15 protein-coding genes and 4 pseudogenes are annotated in these 18,906 nt (G+C 36.6%); 14 read left to right on the forward strand and 5 right to left on the reverse strand.

Annotated features, from left to right (window positions below):
• The coding region (locus tag GFJ36_RS03985) for an S-layer homology domain-containing protein (RefSeq protein WP_157349467.1) at positions 1-2,379 on the forward strand (2,379 nt) is incomplete at its 5' end.
• 95 nt (positions 2,380-2,474) lie between these two features.
• Here the strand turns inward: GFJ36_RS03985 and patB1 are convergent.
• Positions 2,475-3,665, reverse strand: coding sequence for a secondary cell wall polysaccharide O-acetyltransferase PatB1 (gene patB1, locus GFJ36_RS03990; RefSeq protein WP_087985740.1), 1,191 nt, complete (start codon positions 3,663-3,665; stop codon positions 2,475-2,477).
• A gap of 24 nt (positions 3,666-3,689) precedes the next feature.
• Positions 3,690-5,105: an MBOAT family O-acyltransferase gene (locus GFJ36_RS03995; RefSeq protein ID WP_098082468.1), complete on the reverse strand. Its 1,416-nt coding sequence runs from the start codon at positions 5,103-5,105 to the stop codon at positions 3,690-3,692.
• Between the two features lie 239 nt (positions 5,106-5,344).
• On the opposite strand from GFJ36_RS03995, the gene GFJ36_RS04000 reads away from it, so the two are divergent.
• Positions 5,345-5,653, forward strand: coding sequence for a putative quinol monooxygenase (locus GFJ36_RS04000; RefSeq protein ID WP_098082467.1), 309 nt, complete (start codon positions 5,345-5,347; stop codon positions 5,651-5,653).
• Between the two features lie 36 nt (positions 5,654-5,689).
• On the opposite strand, the gene GFJ36_RS04005 is transcribed toward GFJ36_RS04000, so the two are convergent.
• A complete protein-coding gene (locus tag GFJ36_RS04005; RefSeq protein ID WP_098082466.1) occupies positions 5,690-7,069 on the reverse strand; it encodes an O-antigen ligase family protein in 1,380 nt (459 codons plus the stop codon).
• A gap of 308 nt (positions 7,070-7,377) precedes the next feature.
• Here GFJ36_RS04005 and GFJ36_RS04010 point away from each other — a divergent pair, with 308 nt between their 5' ends.
• The 3 genes from GFJ36_RS04010 (at position 7,378) to GFJ36_RS04020 (ending at position 8,941) form a co-directional block, all read left to right on the forward strand.
• On the forward strand, positions 7,378-8,166 hold the full coding sequence (locus tag GFJ36_RS04010; RefSeq protein ID WP_098082465.1) for an enoyl-CoA hydratase: 789 nt from the start codon (positions 7,378-7,380) through the stop codon (positions 8,164-8,166).
• Positions 8,167-8,279: 113 nt separating this feature from the next.
• On the forward strand, positions 8,280-8,597 hold the full coding sequence (locus GFJ36_RS04015; protein WP_097908120.1) for a hypothetical protein: 318 nt from the start codon (positions 8,280-8,282) through the stop codon (positions 8,595-8,597).
• 17 nt (positions 8,598-8,614) lie between these two features.
• Positions 8,615-8,941, forward strand: a complete 327-nt coding sequence (locus GFJ36_RS04020; RefSeq protein WP_087985736.1) for a nucleoside triphosphate pyrophosphohydrolase — start codon at positions 8,615-8,617, stop codon at positions 8,939-8,941.
• Positions 8,942-8,962: 21 nt separating this feature from the next.
• Here the strand turns inward: GFJ36_RS04020 and GFJ36_RS04025 are convergent, their stop codons facing one another.
• Positions 8,963-9,142 carry a hypothetical protein gene (locus GFJ36_RS04025; RefSeq protein WP_098082464.1) on the reverse strand — a complete coding sequence of 60 codons (180 nt, stop codon included), beginning with the start codon at positions 9,140-9,142 and terminating at the stop codon, positions 8,963-8,965.
• Between the two features lie 126 nt (positions 9,143-9,268).
• Here GFJ36_RS04025 and GFJ36_RS04030 point away from each other — a divergent pair, with 126 nt between their 5' ends.
• From GFJ36_RS04030 to GFJ36_RS04040, 3 genes are all read left to right on the forward strand, one after another.
• Positions 9,269-10,318 (forward strand): M42 family metallopeptidase, encoded by a 1,050-nt coding sequence (locus GFJ36_RS04030; protein ID WP_087985734.1) that lies wholly within the window; start codon positions 9,269-9,271, stop codon positions 10,316-10,318.
• Positions 10,319-10,558: 240 nt separating this feature from the next.
• Complete coding sequence (locus tag GFJ36_RS04035) at positions 10,559-12,148, forward strand: N-acetylmuramoyl-L-alanine amidase (RefSeq protein ID WP_098082463.1); 1,590 nt, start codon at positions 10,559-10,561, stop codon at positions 12,146-12,148.
• 150 nt (positions 12,149-12,298) lie between these two features.
• A complete protein-coding gene (locus tag GFJ36_RS04040; RefSeq protein ID WP_157349468.1) occupies positions 12,299-13,252 on the forward strand; it encodes a TRM11 family SAM-dependent methyltransferase in 954 nt (317 codons plus the stop codon).
• 142 nt (positions 13,253-13,394) lie between these two features.
• Here GFJ36_RS04040 and GFJ36_RS04045 read toward each other — a convergent pair.
• Positions 13,395-13,562: pseudogene (locus GFJ36_RS04045) on the reverse strand (YflJ family protein); the annotation flags it as partial.
• Positions 13,563-13,727: 165 nt separating this feature from the next.
• Here GFJ36_RS04045 and GFJ36_RS04050 point away from each other — a divergent pair.
• The 6 genes and pseudogenes from GFJ36_RS04050 to GFJ36_RS04075 form a co-directional block, all read left to right on the forward strand.
• The gene (locus tag GFJ36_RS04050; RefSeq protein ID WP_137013312.1) at positions 13,728-14,189 is read left to right on the forward strand and encodes a VOC family protein; all 462 of its coding nucleotides are present in this window, start codon (positions 13,728-13,730) and stop codon (positions 14,187-14,189) included.
• Between the two features lie 176 nt (positions 14,190-14,365).
• Positions 14,366-15,418, forward strand: coding sequence for a proline racemase family protein (locus tag GFJ36_RS04055; protein ID WP_194956662.1), 1,053 nt, complete (start codon positions 14,366-14,368; stop codon positions 15,416-15,418).
• A 19-nt stretch (positions 15,419-15,437) separates the two neighbouring features.
• On the forward strand, positions 15,438-16,415 hold the full coding sequence (locus GFJ36_RS04060) for an ornithine cyclodeaminase family protein (RefSeq protein ID WP_157349470.1): 978 nt from the start codon (positions 15,438-15,440) through the stop codon (positions 16,413-16,415).
• Between the two features lie 352 nt (positions 16,416-16,767).
• A pseudogene (locus GFJ36_RS04065) lies at positions 16,768-17,052 on the forward strand (oligopeptide/dipeptide ABC transporter ATP-binding protein); the annotation flags it as partial.
• Positions 17,045-18,014: pseudogene (locus GFJ36_RS04070) on the forward strand (ABC transporter ATP-binding protein). The pseudogenes GFJ36_RS04065 and GFJ36_RS04070, both read left to right, overlap by 8 nt.
• Before the next feature lie 654 nt (positions 18,015-18,668).
• Positions 18,669-18,906: pseudogene (locus GFJ36_RS04075) on the forward strand (alpha-ketoglutarate permease); the annotation flags it as partial.

Here is an 18,906-nt window from a genome sequence, read left to right on the forward strand (position 1 = left end):
CGTGCTTCTGCTGCGAAAATTATGGCAATTACTTTAGGTTTAAAAGTTGAAGAGGGTGCACAACCATCTTTCAAAGATGCTAAAAATCATTGGGCTTCTAAATACATTGCAGCTGTTGAAAAAGCGGGTGTTGTTAGAGGTGATGGTAAAGAAAACTTCTCTCCAGATAAAAAGATTGACCGTGCTTCTTTCGCTTCTATGATAGTAGGTGCTTATAACTTAAAAGATAAAGTTAACGGCGAGTTAGTTACAAAATTTGAAGATTTATTAGATCATTGGGGTGAAGAAAAAGCAAACATCCTAATCAATCTTGGACTTTCTGAAGGAACAGGCGGAAATAAATGGGAGCCAAATAAATCTGTATCTCGTGCAGAAGCAGCTAAATTTATCGCAGTAGCAGATAAAAAATATGGCAAAAAAGATAATGCACAAGCATATGTAACTGATGTGAAAATTTCTGAACCAACGAAATTAACATTAACAGGTACTGGTTTAGATAAGCTTGCTGCTGAAGATGTAACTCTTGATGGAGACAAAGCTGTTGCGATTGAAGCAAGTGCTGACGGTACTTCTGCAGTTGTAACACTTGGTGGTAAAGTAGCTCCAAATAAAAATCTTACTGTAAAAGTGAAAAATCAATCATTCGTAACGAAATTCGTATACGAAGTGAAAAAATTAGCAGTAGAAAAACTTACATTTGACGATGATCGTGCTGGTCAAACAGTTGCTTTCAAATTAAACGATGAAAAAGGTAACGCTGATGTTGAGTACTTAAACTTAGCAGATCATGACGTCAAATTTGTAGCAAATAACTTAGATGGTACATCAGCAAACATCTTTGAAGGTGGAGAAGCTACTTCTACTACAGGTAAACTAGCTGTTGGCATTAAGCAAGGTGACTACAAAGTAGAAGTACAAGTTACAAAACGCGGTGGTTTAACAGTTTCTAACACTGGTATTATTACAGTGAAAAACCTTGATACACCAGCTTCTGCAATTAAAAATGTTGTATTTGCGGTAGATGCTGATAATGATGGTGCTGTAAACTATGGCAGCAAGCTTGCTGGTAAAGACTTTGCTTTAAATAGCCAAACTTTAGTTGTTGGTGAAAAAGCATCTCTTAGTAAGTTAGTTGCTACAATTGCTGGAGAAGATAAAGTAGTTGATCCAGGATCAATTAGCATCAAATCTTCAAACCACGGTATTATCTCTGTAGTAAACAACTATATTACTGCTGAGGCTGCTGGTGAAGCTACACTTACTATTAAAGTAGGTGACGTAACGAAAGATGTTAAATTTAAAGTAACGACTGATTCTCGTAAATTAGTATCAGTAAAAGCTAACCCAGACAAATTAAAAGTTGTTCAAAATAAAACATTACCTGTTACATTCGTAACAACTGACCAATATGGTGATCCATTTGGTGCTAACTCAGCTGCAATTAAAGAAGTTCTTCCAAAAACAGGTGTAGTTGCAGAAGGTGGATTAGATGTAGTAACAACGGATGCTGGCTCAATCGGTACAAAAACTGTATCGGTTACAGGTAACGAAGTAGGCGAAGGTACAGTTCACTTCCAAAATGCTAATGGAGCTACTTTAGGTTCATTATATGTGAATGTAACAGAAGGTAACGTTGCATTTAAAAACTTTGAACTTGTATCTAAAGTAGGTCAATACGGCCAATCACCTGATACGAAACTTGACCTAAATGTTTCTAACAAAGTTGAGTATCAATTATCTAAGTACACTTCAGATCGCGTATACTCTGATCCTGAAAACTTAGAGGGTTATGTAGTTGAGTCTAAAAACAAAGATATAGCTGATGCTAAAATTGTTGGAAATAAAGTTGTTGTAACAGGTAAAGCACCAGGTAAAGTTGATATCCACTTAACGAAAAATGGTGCAACTGCTGGTAAAGCGACAGTTGAAATCGTTCAAGAAACAATCGCTATTAAATCTGTAAACTTCAAACCAGTTCAAACAGAAAACTTCGTTGAGAAGAAAATCAACATCGGTACTGTATTAGAGCTTGAGAAGAGTAACCTTGATGATATCGTAAAAGGTATTAACTTAACGAAAGAAACACAACATAAAGTACGTGTTGTAAAATCTGGTGACGAGCAAGGTAAACTTTACTTAGATAGAAACGGCGATGCTGTATTTAACGCTGGCGATGTAAAACTTGGAGATGTAACAGTATCTCAAACAAGTGATTCTACACTTCCAAACTTCAAGGCAGACCTTTACGATACTTTAACTACTAAGTACACTGACAAAGGTACATTAGTATTCAAAGTATTAACAGATAAAAATGTTATTACAAGCGAAATCGGTTCCCAAGCTGTACACGTTAACGTTCTTAACAACCCAAATCTATAATTCAATTATAGATGAAGTGAAAAATCAGTGGGGATTCATCCCCACTGATTTTTTAATAGAAAGAAGGCTCTTGTACATTTACAAGAGCCTTCTTTCTATTTCTTAAACTTAAACATATCCCCACTCAAATTCGAATCACTATACACGAACAATACCATGTTAATATTGTTGTCTTTAATGTATTGATATACATCTTTTTCGTGATAGTGACGCAGGTCGAGGATAGATGTGTGTTTGAAGCTTTGTGCTAAGTGTGGCACGATTGCGTTTGCGAATGAGTCTTTTAGGACTAAGGCGCGTACTTCATTTGGTGCATTGTTATTTTCGGTGACGATTTCTGGATAGTCGTCCGTGTAATATCCTGCGTATGATGTTGTATCTTTTTGTTTTTCTACGCCGTATATGTCATCTAAGTTTTGATGAACAGTACCTTTCACATCTTTTGCGGTAACGCTTGTGAAGTTGAAACCGCCTTTCGGTGTGTAGTAGCACAATTTTTCCCCAGTTGCATCGATGAGTTGGTATAGTTGGTTGTTGAAGCTTCCGACTAAATGTTTATTTTGCGCACATGTACGAGTGTAGTCTTCTTTTTTTATTTCTTTTCCTTTATATATAGAAGACTGTTGCCCGATTGTGTTCATTATATATTGGTAGCCTAAGAAGGCACCGTCCATATTCCAATGATGATCTGTTTTGAAATACATGTCCTGTATTTCTTCGTTCGTATAGTTCTGTTTATAGTGTTCCATAAGTTTTATTGGCTTTACGTCAGCTGGAAGTTTTGTTAGAAAGTAATTTAAATTGTCCTGTGCATAAGTGTGAATATGAGAAGGTAATTTAAATGATAATGCATTCGTTTTTGACGGTGGTAAAGCAAAGTAAAACTCGACGTTTTGTTCTTTTAAAAACTGAGATAAGTCGTTTATAGCAGGCATGGATTGGTCAATTTCGTTATATTTTGTCGTCCACGCCGGGTTTTTTAGGAGCCATTTATCATCAGTTAAAATAATGTCGTTAATGAGAGACTTGCCCATATTAATTTGGGCAATCGTATAGTTTTTAATAAGCTCATCTCGTCCGATTAATTGATCATTTGTGTATGTTTCAAAATCTTTAAAGAAGCTACCAGTTAGGAGAGCTTCTTTCGTAAGTGCTGGTTTTTGAGCGAGCGGCCGATTTTCAACTGGTGAAATGTCTCGGTCTGTTTTGAGTAACGATAATATGCCAAATGAAAAGATAATGGTGAGAAAACCGATAAACAGGATGAGGTTCCCCAATTTTTTCATAATAACTTTTCCTTCCTACATCAGTTAAAACCTGAAATAAATAAATGGATTATATGTTGAGTTAATCAAGTACATAACCGAAATCATAAATAATGTTAGTAATAATATAGGACGTACAAATTGCGTCGTGAACATATACGTTTTTGGCGCAAGTTCTAGTATGTTTTTCATTCGTTTTAAAATTGGAGTCGCTGCGATAAAGGCAATGAGAAATACGATAATGTATTCATGTACGTATAACATTGTATTGTCATCGATGAAAGATTGTCCTCCTATGCCGAACATCGCTTTTAAATATTGGAACGAGTAAGCGAAGTTGTCAGCTCGGAAGAAGACCCAACCGATCATAACGATTAGTAATACGTATGCATGTTGCAGCGGTTTCCATAGTTTGTTTAATATTTTTTCGAATCCAGCTTTTTCAATTGAAATAATAAAGCCATAATATAAGCCCCAGGCGATAAATGTCCAGCTCGCCCCGTGCCATAAACCAGTTAATCCCCATACGATGAAGAGGTTACGATAATTCGCTAGTCTTGAAACACGGTTTCCGCCGAGCGGGATATATATGTAATCGCGGAACCAAGAACCGAGTGTAATATGCCATCTTCTCCAAAACTCTGAAATAGATTTAGAGATGTATGGGTAGTTGAAGTTTTTCGGGAAATCAAATCCGAACATTTTTCCAAGTCCGATTGCCATATCAGAGTACCCTGAGAAATCGAAATAAATTTGGAGAGTGTAGGCGATAATACCAATCCATGCCGTTCCAACACTTATTTCAGATGGTGGTAAGGCAAATATTTTATCGGCGACAAATCCTACTTGGTTGGCGATTAATATTTTTTTTGCTAGTCCGAGAACGAAAATTTGAATACCTTCTGTGAATCGTTCAAAAGAATGGATGCGCGTTTTAATTTGCTCAGCGACGATATTGTAACGAACAATTGGTCCGGCAATAAGCTGAGGGAAAATAGATATATATAGCGCTAAATTAAGTGGATTTTTTTGAACATCCCCATCTTTACGGTATATATCGATGACATAGGACATCGCTTGGAATGTATAAAATGAAATTCCGATTGGTAGTGGAATAGGTTCCACATGAATAGATAAATGCAATGATTTGTTTAAAATGTCTGTGAAAAATGAAATATATTTAAAATAAGAAAGTAATAAAATATTTCCGACCACAGCCATAACTAAAAATGTGACTTTCATATTTTTTCGTTTATCATAATGATGCACAAGTAGGCCAAAGCAGTAGTTTAATACGATGGAAAAGAGCATTAAAAGAACGAAACGCGGTTCGCCCCATGCATAGAAAATTAAACTAAATGCAAGTAATACGAAATTACGTAGCTCGGCACGCACTATAAAATAGAGAAATAATACGAGAGGTAAAAAGATAAATAAGAAAATCGAACTACTAAATACCAAAGGACTCTCCTCACTTTTTTCGAAATACATTTCGTGCAAAAAAAAACCGACATATCTATTATATATTCTTTTATATAATAGTGCCTTTAATATTTTATCATGTTAATAATTTGATTAAAATAATTATTCTATATAAGTAGTTTCTCATTTCATACATAAGAAAGGTGTGCCATTAAGTGTTTTTTTATGGAAATTATTAATTTTGAGATAAGAGAAGTGGCATAATTAGGGGGAGAAGAATGAGTAAATTCGGATTGTATGGTAAGTTTATTGTGGAAGAACGTAATCGGGAAGAATTAACGAATATTTTGCTAGAGGCTGCGGAATCGATGAAAGCACTTCATAGTTGTGAGGTATATATTGTAAGTACTTCTGATGACGAGCCAAATGCTGTATATGTTTTTGAAGTATGGAGTAATGAAGAAGCACATAAAGCATCTTTAACGTTAGAGTCTACACAAAATTTAATAAAGCGAGCAAAACCAATGATTACTGGAGCAGAAAGAATTAGCACTTTGAATGCTAGAGGCGGTAAAGGGTTGGAATAGAAAAGAAGCAGCATCCATCTGGATGCTGCTTCTTTTCTATTCTATTTCTAAATCAACAATTAAGTAAGCGAGTATCACAACAAAGAAAATGCTAACGGCTGGTGCTGTTAATACGTGTCCAGACATAAAGCCGATACCGAGCGATAAGACGAGTGTGCTAGCTAGTAGCATATGTTTTACGCTAAATAGTTTCTTGAAGTTTGTGATGATGCGAATGAATATTTTTATACCGAAATAAAGAAGTGGCAGTAAGTACATAAGGAAGCCAACAATTCCGAATGCGAAGAATAGGTCGTGGAAATCCATTTCGACTAACTTCATTTTCGTTGTATAGTTACCAGCGTACCCCATTCCAAATAGTTTTTGAGATAGTGGTGCTTCTTTATAGTATTGTTTATATACTTTTAAAAACTTGTCGCGATCACTGTAAATTAAACTTTTCATTTCAGAGTCTGTTAGTTCGCCTTGCTCATGTTCTTCTTCTGTAACTACTTTTCCTTCTTTTCGGTCTTGTTCTTCTTGTACTGATTTTTTGTATTCATATATTTGTAAATGGATGGTCATGTTTTTTGCGATAGGAGTTTGCGGTGTAAGTACGAGTAACCCTCCTAATACGACAGCAGCAACAACTGTATTTACAAGATATGTGAATCCTTTTCCTTCTTTTTTACGATGTATCATATATTCAATGAATAAGAAGAAAAGGGCGATACCAAGTGTAATAACGATGGCACCATAGCCTACTTTCGTTCCGATCATAATGCTTGCATACATTGCAACTACAGTTGGAATCCAGTAATACGCTTTTGAGAAAGAAGTTGTTTTATGAACTGAGTATAAGACAACGATTGGGAACATAATTGCAAAAATGGAACTTAAATCATTTCCAGCAAAGAACCATCCTCTTGAACCGATCTTTGAGTTCGGATAGCTTGGGAAATCTGTACCAGTTGCCATAGCCGCGATGATTGAAATACTTAAAATTAACGTTGCATATAAGAAATACGTAATGATTTTATGAAACGCGTAGTCGTTATTTTTTAATTCTTTTAGTGCGATAATATATCCAAACAGTAGTACTATTGGATATACACTTTTCAAAATAAATTTCACTTCTTCTCCAAATGAAACTGGAGATTTGACCATTAAATTATTCACAAGGCCAATTGCGAGTACAATGCCAAATAGACATAAATAAAGAATATACTTTTTCGCGCCTTGTTGTTTATGATGAAGAAGTAGATAACCTAATGCAAGAAGCATAAAGGCGAAACGGACTACGATTCCGACTGTTGCGCTCATGTGTAATACATAGATTGAAAAAGACGTTAACAAATCTAAAATTGGTTGAAACACAATGAATAGCAGTAGGAAATGCGGGAAGTAGTTATCCGTCTGTTTGAACTTAGTAACCATATGTTCCTCCATTTCTTCATTCCTTTATTTCAGAACCTCTATATAAATAGGAAGGAGAATGAATTTCTATATTTAATTTTTATATCAGACTTAAGAATACACCATTTCATTGTAATGGTAAATAGATGAAGAGAGGTGATAAACCGACTTTAATTTCTATATTTTTCAACGGAATTGTTTGTTTTATACAAGGTCATATACAAATTACGAGATTATTAGACAGAAAATTGAGAAAAAAGAAGGGTTTTTCACCACCTTTCTATAATTATATAAGTATAATCTTTATGTAGAAAAGAGGGGTATATATAATGGAAGTAACAAGTAAAACAGAATCTGTCGTTGTGAAATATGAAGGGCACGTTGCAACGGTTATGGTCAATCGCCCAGAGGTGTTAAATGCATTAGATGAGCCAACATTAAAAGAGTTATTACAAAAATTGAAAGAAGTAGCGGAGAGTTCTGCACACATTGTTGTGTTATGCGGAAGTGGTCGTGGTTTTTCTGCGGGTGGAGATATTAAATCGATGCTTTCAAGTAATGATGAAAGCAAGTTTGATGGCATTATGAATACCATTTCTGAAGTTGTTGTGACTTTATATACGATGCCGAAGCTTGTTATTAGTGCGATTCATGGACCAACTGCTGGTCTTGGGTTAAGTATTGCGTTAACAGCTGACTATGTGATGGCAGATATATCATCCATTATTGCGATGAACTTTATTGGAATCGCTTTAATTCCAGATGGTGGCGGCCATTTCTTCCTTCAAAAGCGTGTCGGTGAAAATATGACGAAGCAAATTATTTGGGAAGGAAAGAAATTATCAGCAACAGAAGCGCTTGATATCGGTTTAATTGATGAAGTAATCAGTGAGGATTTCCAAACGGCTGTGAAGCAAAAAATTAGTGAATGGTCACAAAAGCCGATCAAAGCGATGGTTCAAACGAAGCAAATTTTATGTGAAGTAAACCGCTCTAATTTAGAACAAACATTGCAGCTTGAAAAACGCGGCCAATATGCGATGAGACAAACAGCGGATCATAAAGAAGGCATTGCTGCATTTTTAGAAAAACGTTTGCCTGCATTTAAAGGGGAATAAAGTGAAATTTGAATTAATAGTAGTTTTACTGCCGGTTAATTTAAGGTAAAGGGGAGAAAGTGCTAACACATTTTAGTATAATTGTGTTAGCACTTTTTTTTAAGGAGTAATATATGAAGAAAATTATTGGTGTTATCGGCATGATTGTAATAGCATATTATGCTTTGCATAGTACACAATCTATGGCTGTGCGAACTGCGTTGTTTTTTGAAGGACATCCAAGCGTTGCGTTTTCTGCCGAAGTGACGAAAGAAAAAGATGTGAAAAAAGAAGCAATTCCAGCTGCGTACCAAACTCTATATGGTAAGGAAGAAGAATCAGAGCACTATTTCTTTCCTCACGTAAGGGCACATGGATCAGGAATTGATATGCTTAGTGCGTGCGTGAAGAAAAAATGGTTTTTCTATAAAGCAGAGCTCGGATGTTATTAAACATAGGAGGATGAATGATGTCAGCATATAACAAGTTAGTAAGAGATCGTGTTCCAGAGAAGATTTTAAGGTCTGGAAAAACATATACAGCACAAAAATTAACAGGACAAGCATACATACAAGCTTTAGCGAAAATTGGAACGGAAGAAATTCGTGAATTTGCTTCTATGAAAGAGCGTGAACATGCGCTAGATTCTCTTGCGGATGCACTGGAAGTGATCATTTCATTAGCGCGTGCAGAAGGTGCAACAATTGAAGATGTAGAACGTCTTCGTAAGAAAAAAGAAATAGAGCGCGGTGGATTTGAAAGAGGCATTTATTTGTTGGATGTTTCAGAAGAATAGTTTCGTAGGGAAAGCATAGCGTTAGTGAGTAACGCTATGCTTTTTTGTTGCAATTAAACTAATAATGAAGAAGCTAACTGTTAATACCCAGCCAATTGTAATAGAAGTAGTAGTGTGAACTGCATAAGAAACTTGTAAACAAAATAATGATGCTAAAAACCAAATGAGTGCAATGTGTATATATTTTTTTGATATATTCATATTTTATAACTCCTTTTGTATACTAAAAAGAATTTTACCGCAATTTAGAAAATTAAGCTATATGAGTAGAGGATTTATAGTAAATTCGGTATACTAAATAATAGAGAAAATGAGGAGGGAACGACAATGGCACATCATGCGAAAGAAACGATGGAACTTATTAAGGAGCTGGTCTCTATTCCAAGTCCATCTGGAAATACAGAGAAAATCATTCGTTTTATTGAAAACTATGTAAGTGAGTGGAATGTAGAAAAGAAGCGTAACAATAAAGGCGCTCTCATTTTAACGGTAAAAGGGAAAAATGATGCACAGCACCGTTTATTAACGGCACACGTTGATACGTTAGGTGCGATGGTGAAAGAAATTAAGCCTGACGGTCGTCTGAGTCTTTCTATGATTGGCGGATTTCGCTGGAACTCTGTAGAAGGAGAATATTGCGAAATTGAAACATCAAGCGGTAAGACGTATACAGGAACGATTTTAATGCATCAAACATCTGTGCATGTATATAAAGATGCAGGTGAAGCGAAACGCGATGAGAAAAATATTGAAGTTCGTATTGATGAGCGTGTATTTTCAGCTGATGAAGTGCGCGAATTAGGAATTGAAGTAGGAGACTTCGTTTCATTTGACCCGCGCGTTCAAATTACAGAGAGTGGATACATAAAATCACGTCATTTAGATGACAAAGTAAGTGTTGCGATTCTATTAAAATTAATTAAGAGATTACAAGATGAAAACATAACATTACCATATACAACTCATTTCTTAATTTCTAATAATGAAGAGATTGGATACGGCGGTAACTCTAACATTCCAGAAGAAACGGTTGAATATTTAGCAGTTGATATGGGAGCGCTAGGTGATGGACAAGCATCTGACGAGTATACTGTATCTATTTGTGCAAAAGACTCTAGTGGTCCGTATCATTATGCACTGCGTAAACATTTAGTAGAGCTTGCGACAACGAATCATATTGAATATAAAGTAGATATTTATCCGTACTATGGATCGGATGCATCAGCTGCGATTCGCGCTGGATTTGATGTGAAACATGCATTAATTGGAGCGGGTATTGATTCTTCTCATGCGTTTGAGCGTACACATGAAAGTTCGATTGCTCATACAGAAGCACTTGTTTATGCATATGTATTATCAGAGATGATTGCAGAATAAGAAAAGAAATAGGCTACCTTTAGTGGCCTATTTTTTGTTTGCAGAGAAATCGACTTTATTTAACAAAAAGTAAATTAATTATATTTTATTTTACAATATTAAGAAAGTAGGTTTACTACATAATTCGAGTATTATAAAATGATAGAGGCGCATTAATTTTTTTTGTTCGGATTTATTGAAATTTATATATTAAGATTACGCGTTATTAAAAAGTGATTGTCGAGAGGAGTATTATTTTTTATGAAGTATCGTGCAGTCGCGGCAGGTATTTTAGCCGCAAGTTTATTATCGTCTCCAGTAAGTAGTTTCGCAGCAGCGAAGAAGTTTTCGGATGTTCCTACATGGGCGCAAGAATCAGTTAATTATTTAGTAGAAAAAAAAGCGCTTGATGGAAAGCCAGATGGAACGTTTTCTCCATCTGAAGCAGTAGATAGAGGATCAGCTGCAAAAATCATAGCAGTCGTTCTTGGTTTACCGATTGATCCAAAAGCAAAACCATCTTTTAAAGACGCACAAAGCCATTGGGCAGCACCGTACATTGCTGCAGTGGAAAAAGCAGGTGTAATTAATGGAGATGGTACTGGTAAATTTAATCCATTCAATAAAATGAACCGTGCATCTATGGCATCTATGTTAGTACAAGCGTACTCATTAGATAAGAAAATTATTGGAGAACTTCCAACACAGTTTAAAGATTTGGAACCTCATTGGGGTAAGAAACAAGCTAATATTTTAGTAGCCTTAGAGATTTCTAATGGTACGGGAAATGGCTGGAATCCTGAAGGAACTGTAACTCGTGCAGAAGCAGCTCAGTTCATTGCGATGGCTGATAAAAATAAAACAAATACATCAAAAAGAATGTATATGAACAGAAACTTTATTACATATCATCAAGCATCATTATCATCTGGTATTACTGACGTTCAGCATAAGCCACAAATGGTAGAAGTGAAAGAGCAAAGAGCAGACGGCTGGTTGAAAATTGTAACAAGTAAAGGTGAGAAGTGGACACCTTTACAAGAAAAAACAGAAACAATTAATGAAGGATTTACTGCTTATGAAAAAGCTTCACATAGTTCTCAAGTGCTAGGTACATATAATGCACAAACAGTAACGATTATGGAAGAGAGCGGCAGCTGGATTCGTATTCGCGTAGGCGCTGGATTCCAGTGGGTTGATAAAAATCAATTAAACCCAGTAAAACAAGAGAACTTCTTAGAAGGTAAAGCGATTATTATTGATCCAGGTCATGGTGGAATTGACTCAGGTAATCCTGGTTATTATGAGAAAGAAAGTGAAACTGTATTAGATGTATCATTACGATTACAGAAAATATTTGAGCAAAGAGCACCATTTACTGTGATGTTCACTCGTACAGATAATACACGCCCAGGAGTAGACTCAACAGATTCATTGAAAAAGCGAGTAGAGTTTGCACAGGAACATAATGGAGATATTTTTGTAAGTATCCATGCTAATGGCTCTCAATATAAAAATGGACAAGGTACAGAAACATTATATTATCAGTCAGCAAGAGCAAAAGTAACAAATCCGCATGTAGAAGACAGTAAGTTATTAGCACAAAAAATTCAAGACCGTCTTGTCGCAGCACTTGGAACAAAAGATCGTGGTATAAAACATCAAGACTTATACGTAACTAGAGAAAATACAATGCCAGCTGTATTAACAGAATTAGCATTTGTAGATAATAAAAGTGATGCAGATAAAATCGCTACACCAAAACAGAGACAAGCTGCAGCGGAAGCGATTTATCAAGGTATTTTAGATTATTACGAAGCAAAGGGTAAGAAAGTATCTTCTTTCCGTTAATAAATAAAAAGAGATTGCCAATAGGCAGTCTCTTTTATTTATTAACCTTTCTCTTTATTTCCGGCATGTGATATCATTTAATTTTACGTAAAAAAGATATTCGAATAATTGTAATCATAATAATTTTAAACGATAAAGGATGATAATAGATTGAGTAATCATAGTACAACACCTGCATGTATATATACGTATGCATTTCGTGAGGAGGAGCGTGCTTTATGTTATTTGGAAATGCGCTCGTTCTTTGGAATGGAGTCTCACGTTAATATTTTGAAAAGTAATGTCAAAATTGAGCCGAGTAGAAGTGCATTTATTAAAGAGCGCGTTGAGGTTATGTATGAAGGAGACGACTTAGAAAGTATTTTAAAACAAGTAGAACAAATTGATTTGGCGGGGGCATCATTTAAAGTTATCTTCGTTAAAATCAATGATCTTGGCAAAGAAAATAAAATTGAATATGGGGAAAGACGTCTCATTGAACGCGACCTCGGTATGCATATTGAAGGAGAAGCAGATGTTCGTAATCCAGAGCGTGTATTCGGGATTGTTCCTCTTGGAGGACGCTGGTACTTCGGACACTATGTAGAAAGTGAGCCGGTTTGGTATCATCACATAAAAAAACCGCATAGTTATTCGACATCTCTTAGCACACGTGTTGCGAGATCAGTTGCAAATATCGCTGTACCAAATCCAGATGGAGTACGAGCAATTGACCCGTGCTGCGGTATTGGAACAGTAGTAGTAGAAGCACTTTCTATGGGAATTAACATCGTTGGTAGAGATATAAATCCACTTGTAGTTCTTGGAACGAGAAAAAACATCGCACATTTCGGATTTGAAGGGACAGTAACAATAGGTCCAATTGAGGAAATTACTGAGAACTACGACGTTGCAATTATCGATATGCCGTACGACTTATTTACGCATGCAACACCAGAAGACCAGTTCTCCATTCTTTCAAGTGCGCGCCGCATTGCTAAAAAGGTAGTCGTTGTCACGATGGAAACAATGGACGACATGATTCATGAAGCAGGATTTGAAATTGCAGATCGCTGTATTACAAGAAAAGGATCATTTACTAGACAAATTCTTGTTTGTGAATAAGAAAGGAAGGTCACCCGTTGGGTGACCTTTTTTTAGTTTGTATTGATGTGTGATTGGTTGGTGGAATGGAGGAGTGATTTGGCGGAATTTGTCGGTAAGTCGATATTCCGTGTCGAATCGTCGATACCGCTACATTAGTATATTACTGTTCTTTTAATTTTTCTTGTTGTTCGATTAGTAAATTACGTAAGACGTGTCCGCGGTAACTTTCTAGTTTTCGTCCTTCAAGATAGCGCACGCCTAATTTTTTTAATTCAGCTACGTACCAGCCTTTTGTTCCATAATACATTGGATCACTTCCTTTTTGCTTTTAAACAGTATATGTGGCGGGGTGAGAGAATTTTCTTTTTTATTCAGTATTAGGGCTACAAAATTGAAAAAACATGTAAAGGGAATATGATATTACTTCTATTTCTAGTTTATTAAAATAGGCTTTATAGTAAGAATTTCTAAAAATATAAAGGGGGGATATGCTTTGTTTCCAGGTACTTTATATGAAACACATGTTAAAACAAGAAATTTAGAAGTAGCAAAAGAGTTTTATACTAAACTTGGATTATTTCATGCTCGCACAATTGAAGAACGCCGTGTCGCATTCTTTTGGTTTGATAAAGATAATAAGAAGGAACAAATGCTAGGCATTTGGGAGGTATCAGAAGAAGCATTCCATACAAGTCACTTTGCATTTAAGGTAAACTATGAAGAAATCATTCATGCAAGAGAATGGCTTCTTAATAAAGGAATAAAACCAAGAGCTGCTTTCGGACTTGAACCGTCTGAGCCTATGGTTCAGACGTGGACACCTACTGCCAATCTTTATTTTTATGATCCGGACGGTAATTCTTTAGAGTTTCTATGCTTACTTCCTGAAAAGAAAAACGTAAAACAAGATGTTATGCATTTAAGTGAGTGGGAAAAACTGCCGAGCGAAATATAAATTTGGTTTTGGCTCAAACCCCTCAAAATAATTTAAAAAGGAACCATAACTTTGCTCAAGTAGTGACGTTATGGCTTTTTTGTTTAATAATCACTCACTGTCTACTGTATAAAAAAATAGACAGTAGTGTATGTTTTTTTACACAATGTATACAAATTTATACCCTATGCGTTGGCATGATATTTGCAATAAAAAGAGTATCAACATATAGGGGAGAGATAGAAATGAAGGTTAGTAAAGTGTACACGACAATTGATGCTCACGTAGCTGGGGAACCGCTTCGAATTATTACAGGCGGTGTGCCAGAAATAAAAGGAGAAACGCAGCTAGAAAGACGCGCGTACTGTATGGAGCATTTGGATCATCTTCGCGAGGTTCTTATGTATGAACCGAGAGGACATCACGGTATGTACGGTTGCATCATTACTCCACCTGCAAGTGCTCACGCTGATTTTGGTGTATTATTTATGCACAATGAAGGCTGGAGTACGATGTGTGGGCACGGCATTATCGCTATTATTACAGTCGGAATTGAAACTGGTATGTTTGAAGTGACAGGTGAGAAACAAAAGTTCATTATTGATAGCCCTGCCGGGGAAGTGATTGCGTACGCAACATATAACGGGAGCGAAGTAGAGTCCGTATCATTTGAAAATGTTCCTTCATTTGTATACAAAAAAGACGTCCCTATTAAAATAGATGACTATGAATTTCAAGTAGATATCGCGTTTGGTGGAGCATTCTACGCGGTAGTAGATAGTAAAGAACTTGGTTTGAAGGTTGATTTCAAAGACTTAGCTGCTATTCAAGCGTGGGGCAGTAAAATTAAGCACTACATCGAGAGCAAAATGGAAGTAAAACATCCACTTGAAGAAGGGTTAAAAGGAATATACGGCGTTATTTTCTCAGATGAACCGAAAGGGGAAGGCGCAACTTTACGAAATGTAACAATCTTCGCTGATGGGCAAGTAGACCGTTCTCCTTGCGGCACAGGAACTTCCGCAAGAATCGCAACTCTTTTTGAAAAAGATGCTTTACAAAAGGGAGAAATTTTCGTCCATGAATGCATTACTGACGGGAAATTCGAGGGGGAAGTGTTGTCGGTAACAGCGGTACATACATATGAAGCTGTCGTTCCGAAAGTAACGGGGTATGCATTTATTACAGGATTTCATCAGTTCGTTATAGACCCGAGAGATGATTTGAATCGGGGATTTTTGTTAGGATAAGAGGAGGAGGTGGAAAGATATGCTAGTCATAAGCGCGAACGAACAACGAAACTTAGTAAATATGAACGAAGTCATTGAATACGCGGCGCTTGCTTTAAAAGAATTTTCCGCAGAAAGAACGACCACACCAATTCGCGGCTCATTACCATTTGCGAACGAGAAAAATACGGCATTAATTATGCCTTCAGTAGCGGAAGGACTTGAGGCACTTGGTTTAAAAGTAGTAACAGTAGTCCCCGAGAACAAAAAGATAGGAAAGAAAACGATAAACGGGATTGTTATGCTATCAGACTTTCAAACGGGAGAACCGCTCGCACTTTTAGAAGGATCCTACTTAACGATGATTCGAACAGGGGCTCTATCAGGAGTAGCGACAAAACATTTAGCTCGTCATAACGCAAAAACTTTATGCATTATCGGGACAGGAGAACAGGCGAAGGGGATTGCCGAAGCAGTATTTGCGGTGAGAGATATTGAAAAGGTCATTTTATACAATCGAACAGAAGAAAAAGCGAATGCATTCTCGCAATATATACAAGAGAGATTTAGTAAACCTACTTATGTTCACACAAATGCAAATGAAGCAATAAGCGAAGCAGACATCATCGTCACAACTACGAACGCATCCACACCAGTCTTCTCAGAAAAACTACAAAAAGGCGTCCACGTAAACGCCGTCGGCTCATTCAGGCCAAGCATGCAAGAACTACCATCCCACGCCATCGCGGGCGCAAACAAAGTAGTAGTCGAATCAAAAGAAGCAGCATTAGAAGAAACGGGGGACCTTCAAGTTCCAGTGCGAGAAGGTTTATTCAAAGCAAACGACATCCACGCTGAACTTGGTCAAATTATAAGCGGTGAAAGAACTGGTAGAGAGAATGATGAAGAGATTACTGTTTTCAAATCGGTTGGTTTGGCAGTGGTAGATATTATTGTTGCGAAGTATTTGTATGAGAGAGCGGTGGAGAATGGGGTTGGGAATAGGATTGAGTTTTGAGAGACTGCCTTTTGGTGGTCTTTTTTTGTGGGTGGGCGTGGTACGGTTGCGGACAAGCAGAAGGCTTATCCCATGGAGTTTCTAACTTTTATCCATTTATTATGCATACAAGATTTTAATGAGAAGTATGTTTCGATTTTTTCATCTTTCAGTTTGAAGACAAGTTGATCAGCATATAAATTAATTTCTTTGTAGGTTACAACACCTTTCTGATAGGACACACTGACTACTTGGTATCAAAGTAGCTTTTTTCATTTTTGTTTTCCTATTTTGAGTGTTATGGTCTTAACTTTGAATAACAAACTCTATTAATATAAAATATAGAAACAATTCACAAGAAAGAATCATGTAAGAAGGACCTGTATTTGATATTTTCCAATCACCGAATTATCCATATACGAAAGGGCTATTAAACTCCTTGCCGAAAATATCAAACGGCGTAAAAGAAAGACTCGCGCCAATTCAAGGTGTAACGCCTAACTTATTAAACCCGCCACAAGGTTGCCCATTCGCAGAGTGTTGCCCGCATGCGATGGACATTTGTGAAAAAGAACGTCCGCCATATTTTAAAATCGGAAACGAAAGACGTTCCATGTGTTGGTTAAACGAAAGGGCGGTAGGTGATTCACATGCATGAAGAAAACTTAATTGAAGTTCGGAACTTAAAAAAATATTTTCCTATTAAAAAGGGACTATCCGGCAGAAAAACAGAGCAATTAAAAGCAGTCGATGACTTAAGCTTCACAATTAAAAAAGGTGAAACATTCGGATTAGTAGGCGAATTGGGCTGCGGAAAATCAACGACAGGAAGAAGCATCATTCGTTTACACGATGTCACTTCAGGGAACATCCTATTCGACGGAAAAGACATCGCAAGTTTAAAGGAAAGTGAACTAAAAGAATATAGAAAACGAATGCAAATCATTTTCCAAGATCCATACGCATCATTAAACCCAGCAATGAATGTATTCCAAATTATTAGCGAACCAATGAACATTCACGGCACTTATGAAAAAGAAGAACAAAAAGAAATCATCTTAGACCTGCTAAAAAAGGTAGGCCTAAAAGAAGAACACTTATATCGCTACCCGCACGAATTTAGCGGAGGACAAAGACAGCGCATCAGCATCGCGAGCACTATCTGTAAAACCAGATTTCATCCTATGTGACGAACCAATCTCAGCACCAGATGTCTCAGTCCAAGCACAAGTCGTAAACATGCTGCAAGACATCCAAGAAGAAACAGGTGTCACATACTTATTCATCGCACATGACCTATCAATGGTACGGCACATATCAGACAGAATCGGAGTCATGTACCTAGGAAACATAGTAGAAATTGCCGACAGCGAAGACCTATACACAAAACCGGCACATCCATACACACAAGCACTACTCTCATCCATGCCAGGACCAGATCCAACAAGCACAGGCAAAGAACAGATCATCCTGCAAGGCGAAGTACCAAGCCCGCTAAACTCACCATCCGGCTGCAAATTCAGAACGCGCTGCAAATTCGCCACTGAAAAATGCGCGCAGGAAGTACCGAAGATGGTTGAGATTGAGAAGGGGCATGAGGTGGCTTGTCATTTGTTTTAGAGGGAGAGCATCGGGGGAACCTGGTGGTATTTCAGTTGGTAATATGATAACTGGTATGGCTTGTAACGTTAAATAATTTATACAATAAACAATAAACATAAAAAAGAGCTAAGGTTCTCATACAGCTGTAGCTCTTTTTTATGTTTGTTAAATAATATCCTTTCAAAAAAATATTTAAGTCTATATTTATAATTTTTTCTATCTCAATGCATAAAGACAGGGGAGGATTATATTTAATTCCCTTCCATACTTCTGATGGGGTGGACATCAGTGAGATGTGGTGTTTTGTTCACGGATTTTTAACATCTTTATTTACAGTGTTTTGAATGTAAACTAATAATAAAAAGTTTGCTTTCAAATTAGAAAAGGTTAGTCCCTCACTCCACTCCAGCTAAAAACCTCACACCCAAAAACAAAGGGGAACTCAATTGTTCAAACTCATATAAAGTTTCAATCTTGTCTAAGCATTCATTAGGATATACAATTGATCATCTATTTTTCTTTACATAATCTCCAGATACAGTCCATATCAACTATAGATTCTTGTCTTATGCTAAATGTAATCAAAAAGCAAGTAGATAAAGATAATGACTAAAACATTAACTCTAGATACTTTTTTGATGAATATTACAAATAAACAGGAGGTAATGAAAAATGATTAAAACATTATTAGCAGGAGCACTTTTAAGTACAGGATTGGTAGCGGGAGGTGCAGTAGGTGCAGATGATGCGAAAATGGACAATTTAAAGTCAAATGAAAATAGTTCAAATCAAGTAATTACACAAAGTGCAGATGGAACAACGTCTTTCTCACAAAACTTTGATTTACCTAAAGATGCAGTGCCAGCAACTCCTAAAGGAGACGCAAAAACTGTTGAAAGAACAGAAGGTA

This window comes from Bacillus sp. EE-W1 (genome assembly GCF_009760835.1).
Lineage (GTDB): Bacteria > Bacillota > Bacilli > Bacillales > Bacillaceae_G > Bacillus_A > Bacillus_A wiedmannii.

What these genes read in the sequence shown, in the direction of transcription:
- GFJ36_RS04020 (WP_087985736.1), top strand. Translation starts at nt 8,615, where the DNA reads ATGTCAGCATATAACAAGTTAGTAAGAGATCGTGTTCCAGAGAAGATT.
- GFJ36_RS04015 (WP_097908120.1), top strand. Translation starts at nt 8,280, where the DNA reads ATGAAGAAAATTATTGGTGTTATCGGCATGATTGTAATAGCATATTAT.
- GFJ36_RS04030 (WP_087985734.1), top strand. Translation starts at nt 9,269, where the DNA reads ATGGCACATCATGCGAAAGAAACGATGGAACTTATTAAGGAGCTGGTC.
- patB1 (WP_087985740.1), bottom strand. Translation starts at nt 3,665, where the DNA reads ATGAAAAAATTGGGGAACCTCATCCTGTTTATCGGTTTTCTCACCATT.
- GFJ36_RS04035 (WP_098082463.1), top strand. Translation starts at nt 10,559, where the DNA reads ATGAAGTATCGTGCAGTCGCGGCAGGTATTTTAGCCGCAAGTTTATTA.
- GFJ36_RS04025 (WP_098082464.1), bottom strand. Translation starts at nt 9,142, where the DNA reads ATGAATATATCAAAAAAATATATACACATTGCACTCATTTGGTTTTTA.
- GFJ36_RS04060 (WP_157349470.1), top strand. Translation starts at nt 15,438, where the DNA reads ATGCTAGTCATAAGCGCGAACGAACAACGAAACTTAGTAAATATGAAC.
- GFJ36_RS04010 (WP_098082465.1), top strand. Translation starts at nt 7,378, where the DNA reads ATGGAAGTAACAAGTAAAACAGAATCTGTCGTTGTGAAATATGAAGGG.
- GFJ36_RS04000 (WP_098082467.1), top strand. Translation starts at nt 5,345, where the DNA reads ATGAGTAAATTCGGATTGTATGGTAAGTTTATTGTGGAAGAACGTAAT.
- GFJ36_RS04005 (WP_098082466.1), bottom strand. Translation starts at nt 7,069, where the DNA reads ATGGTTACTAAGTTCAAACAGACGGATAACTACTTCCCGCATTTCCTA.
- GFJ36_RS04055 (WP_194956662.1), top strand. Translation starts at nt 14,366, where the DNA reads ATGATATTTGCAATAAAAAGAGTATCAACATATAGGGGAGAGATAGAA.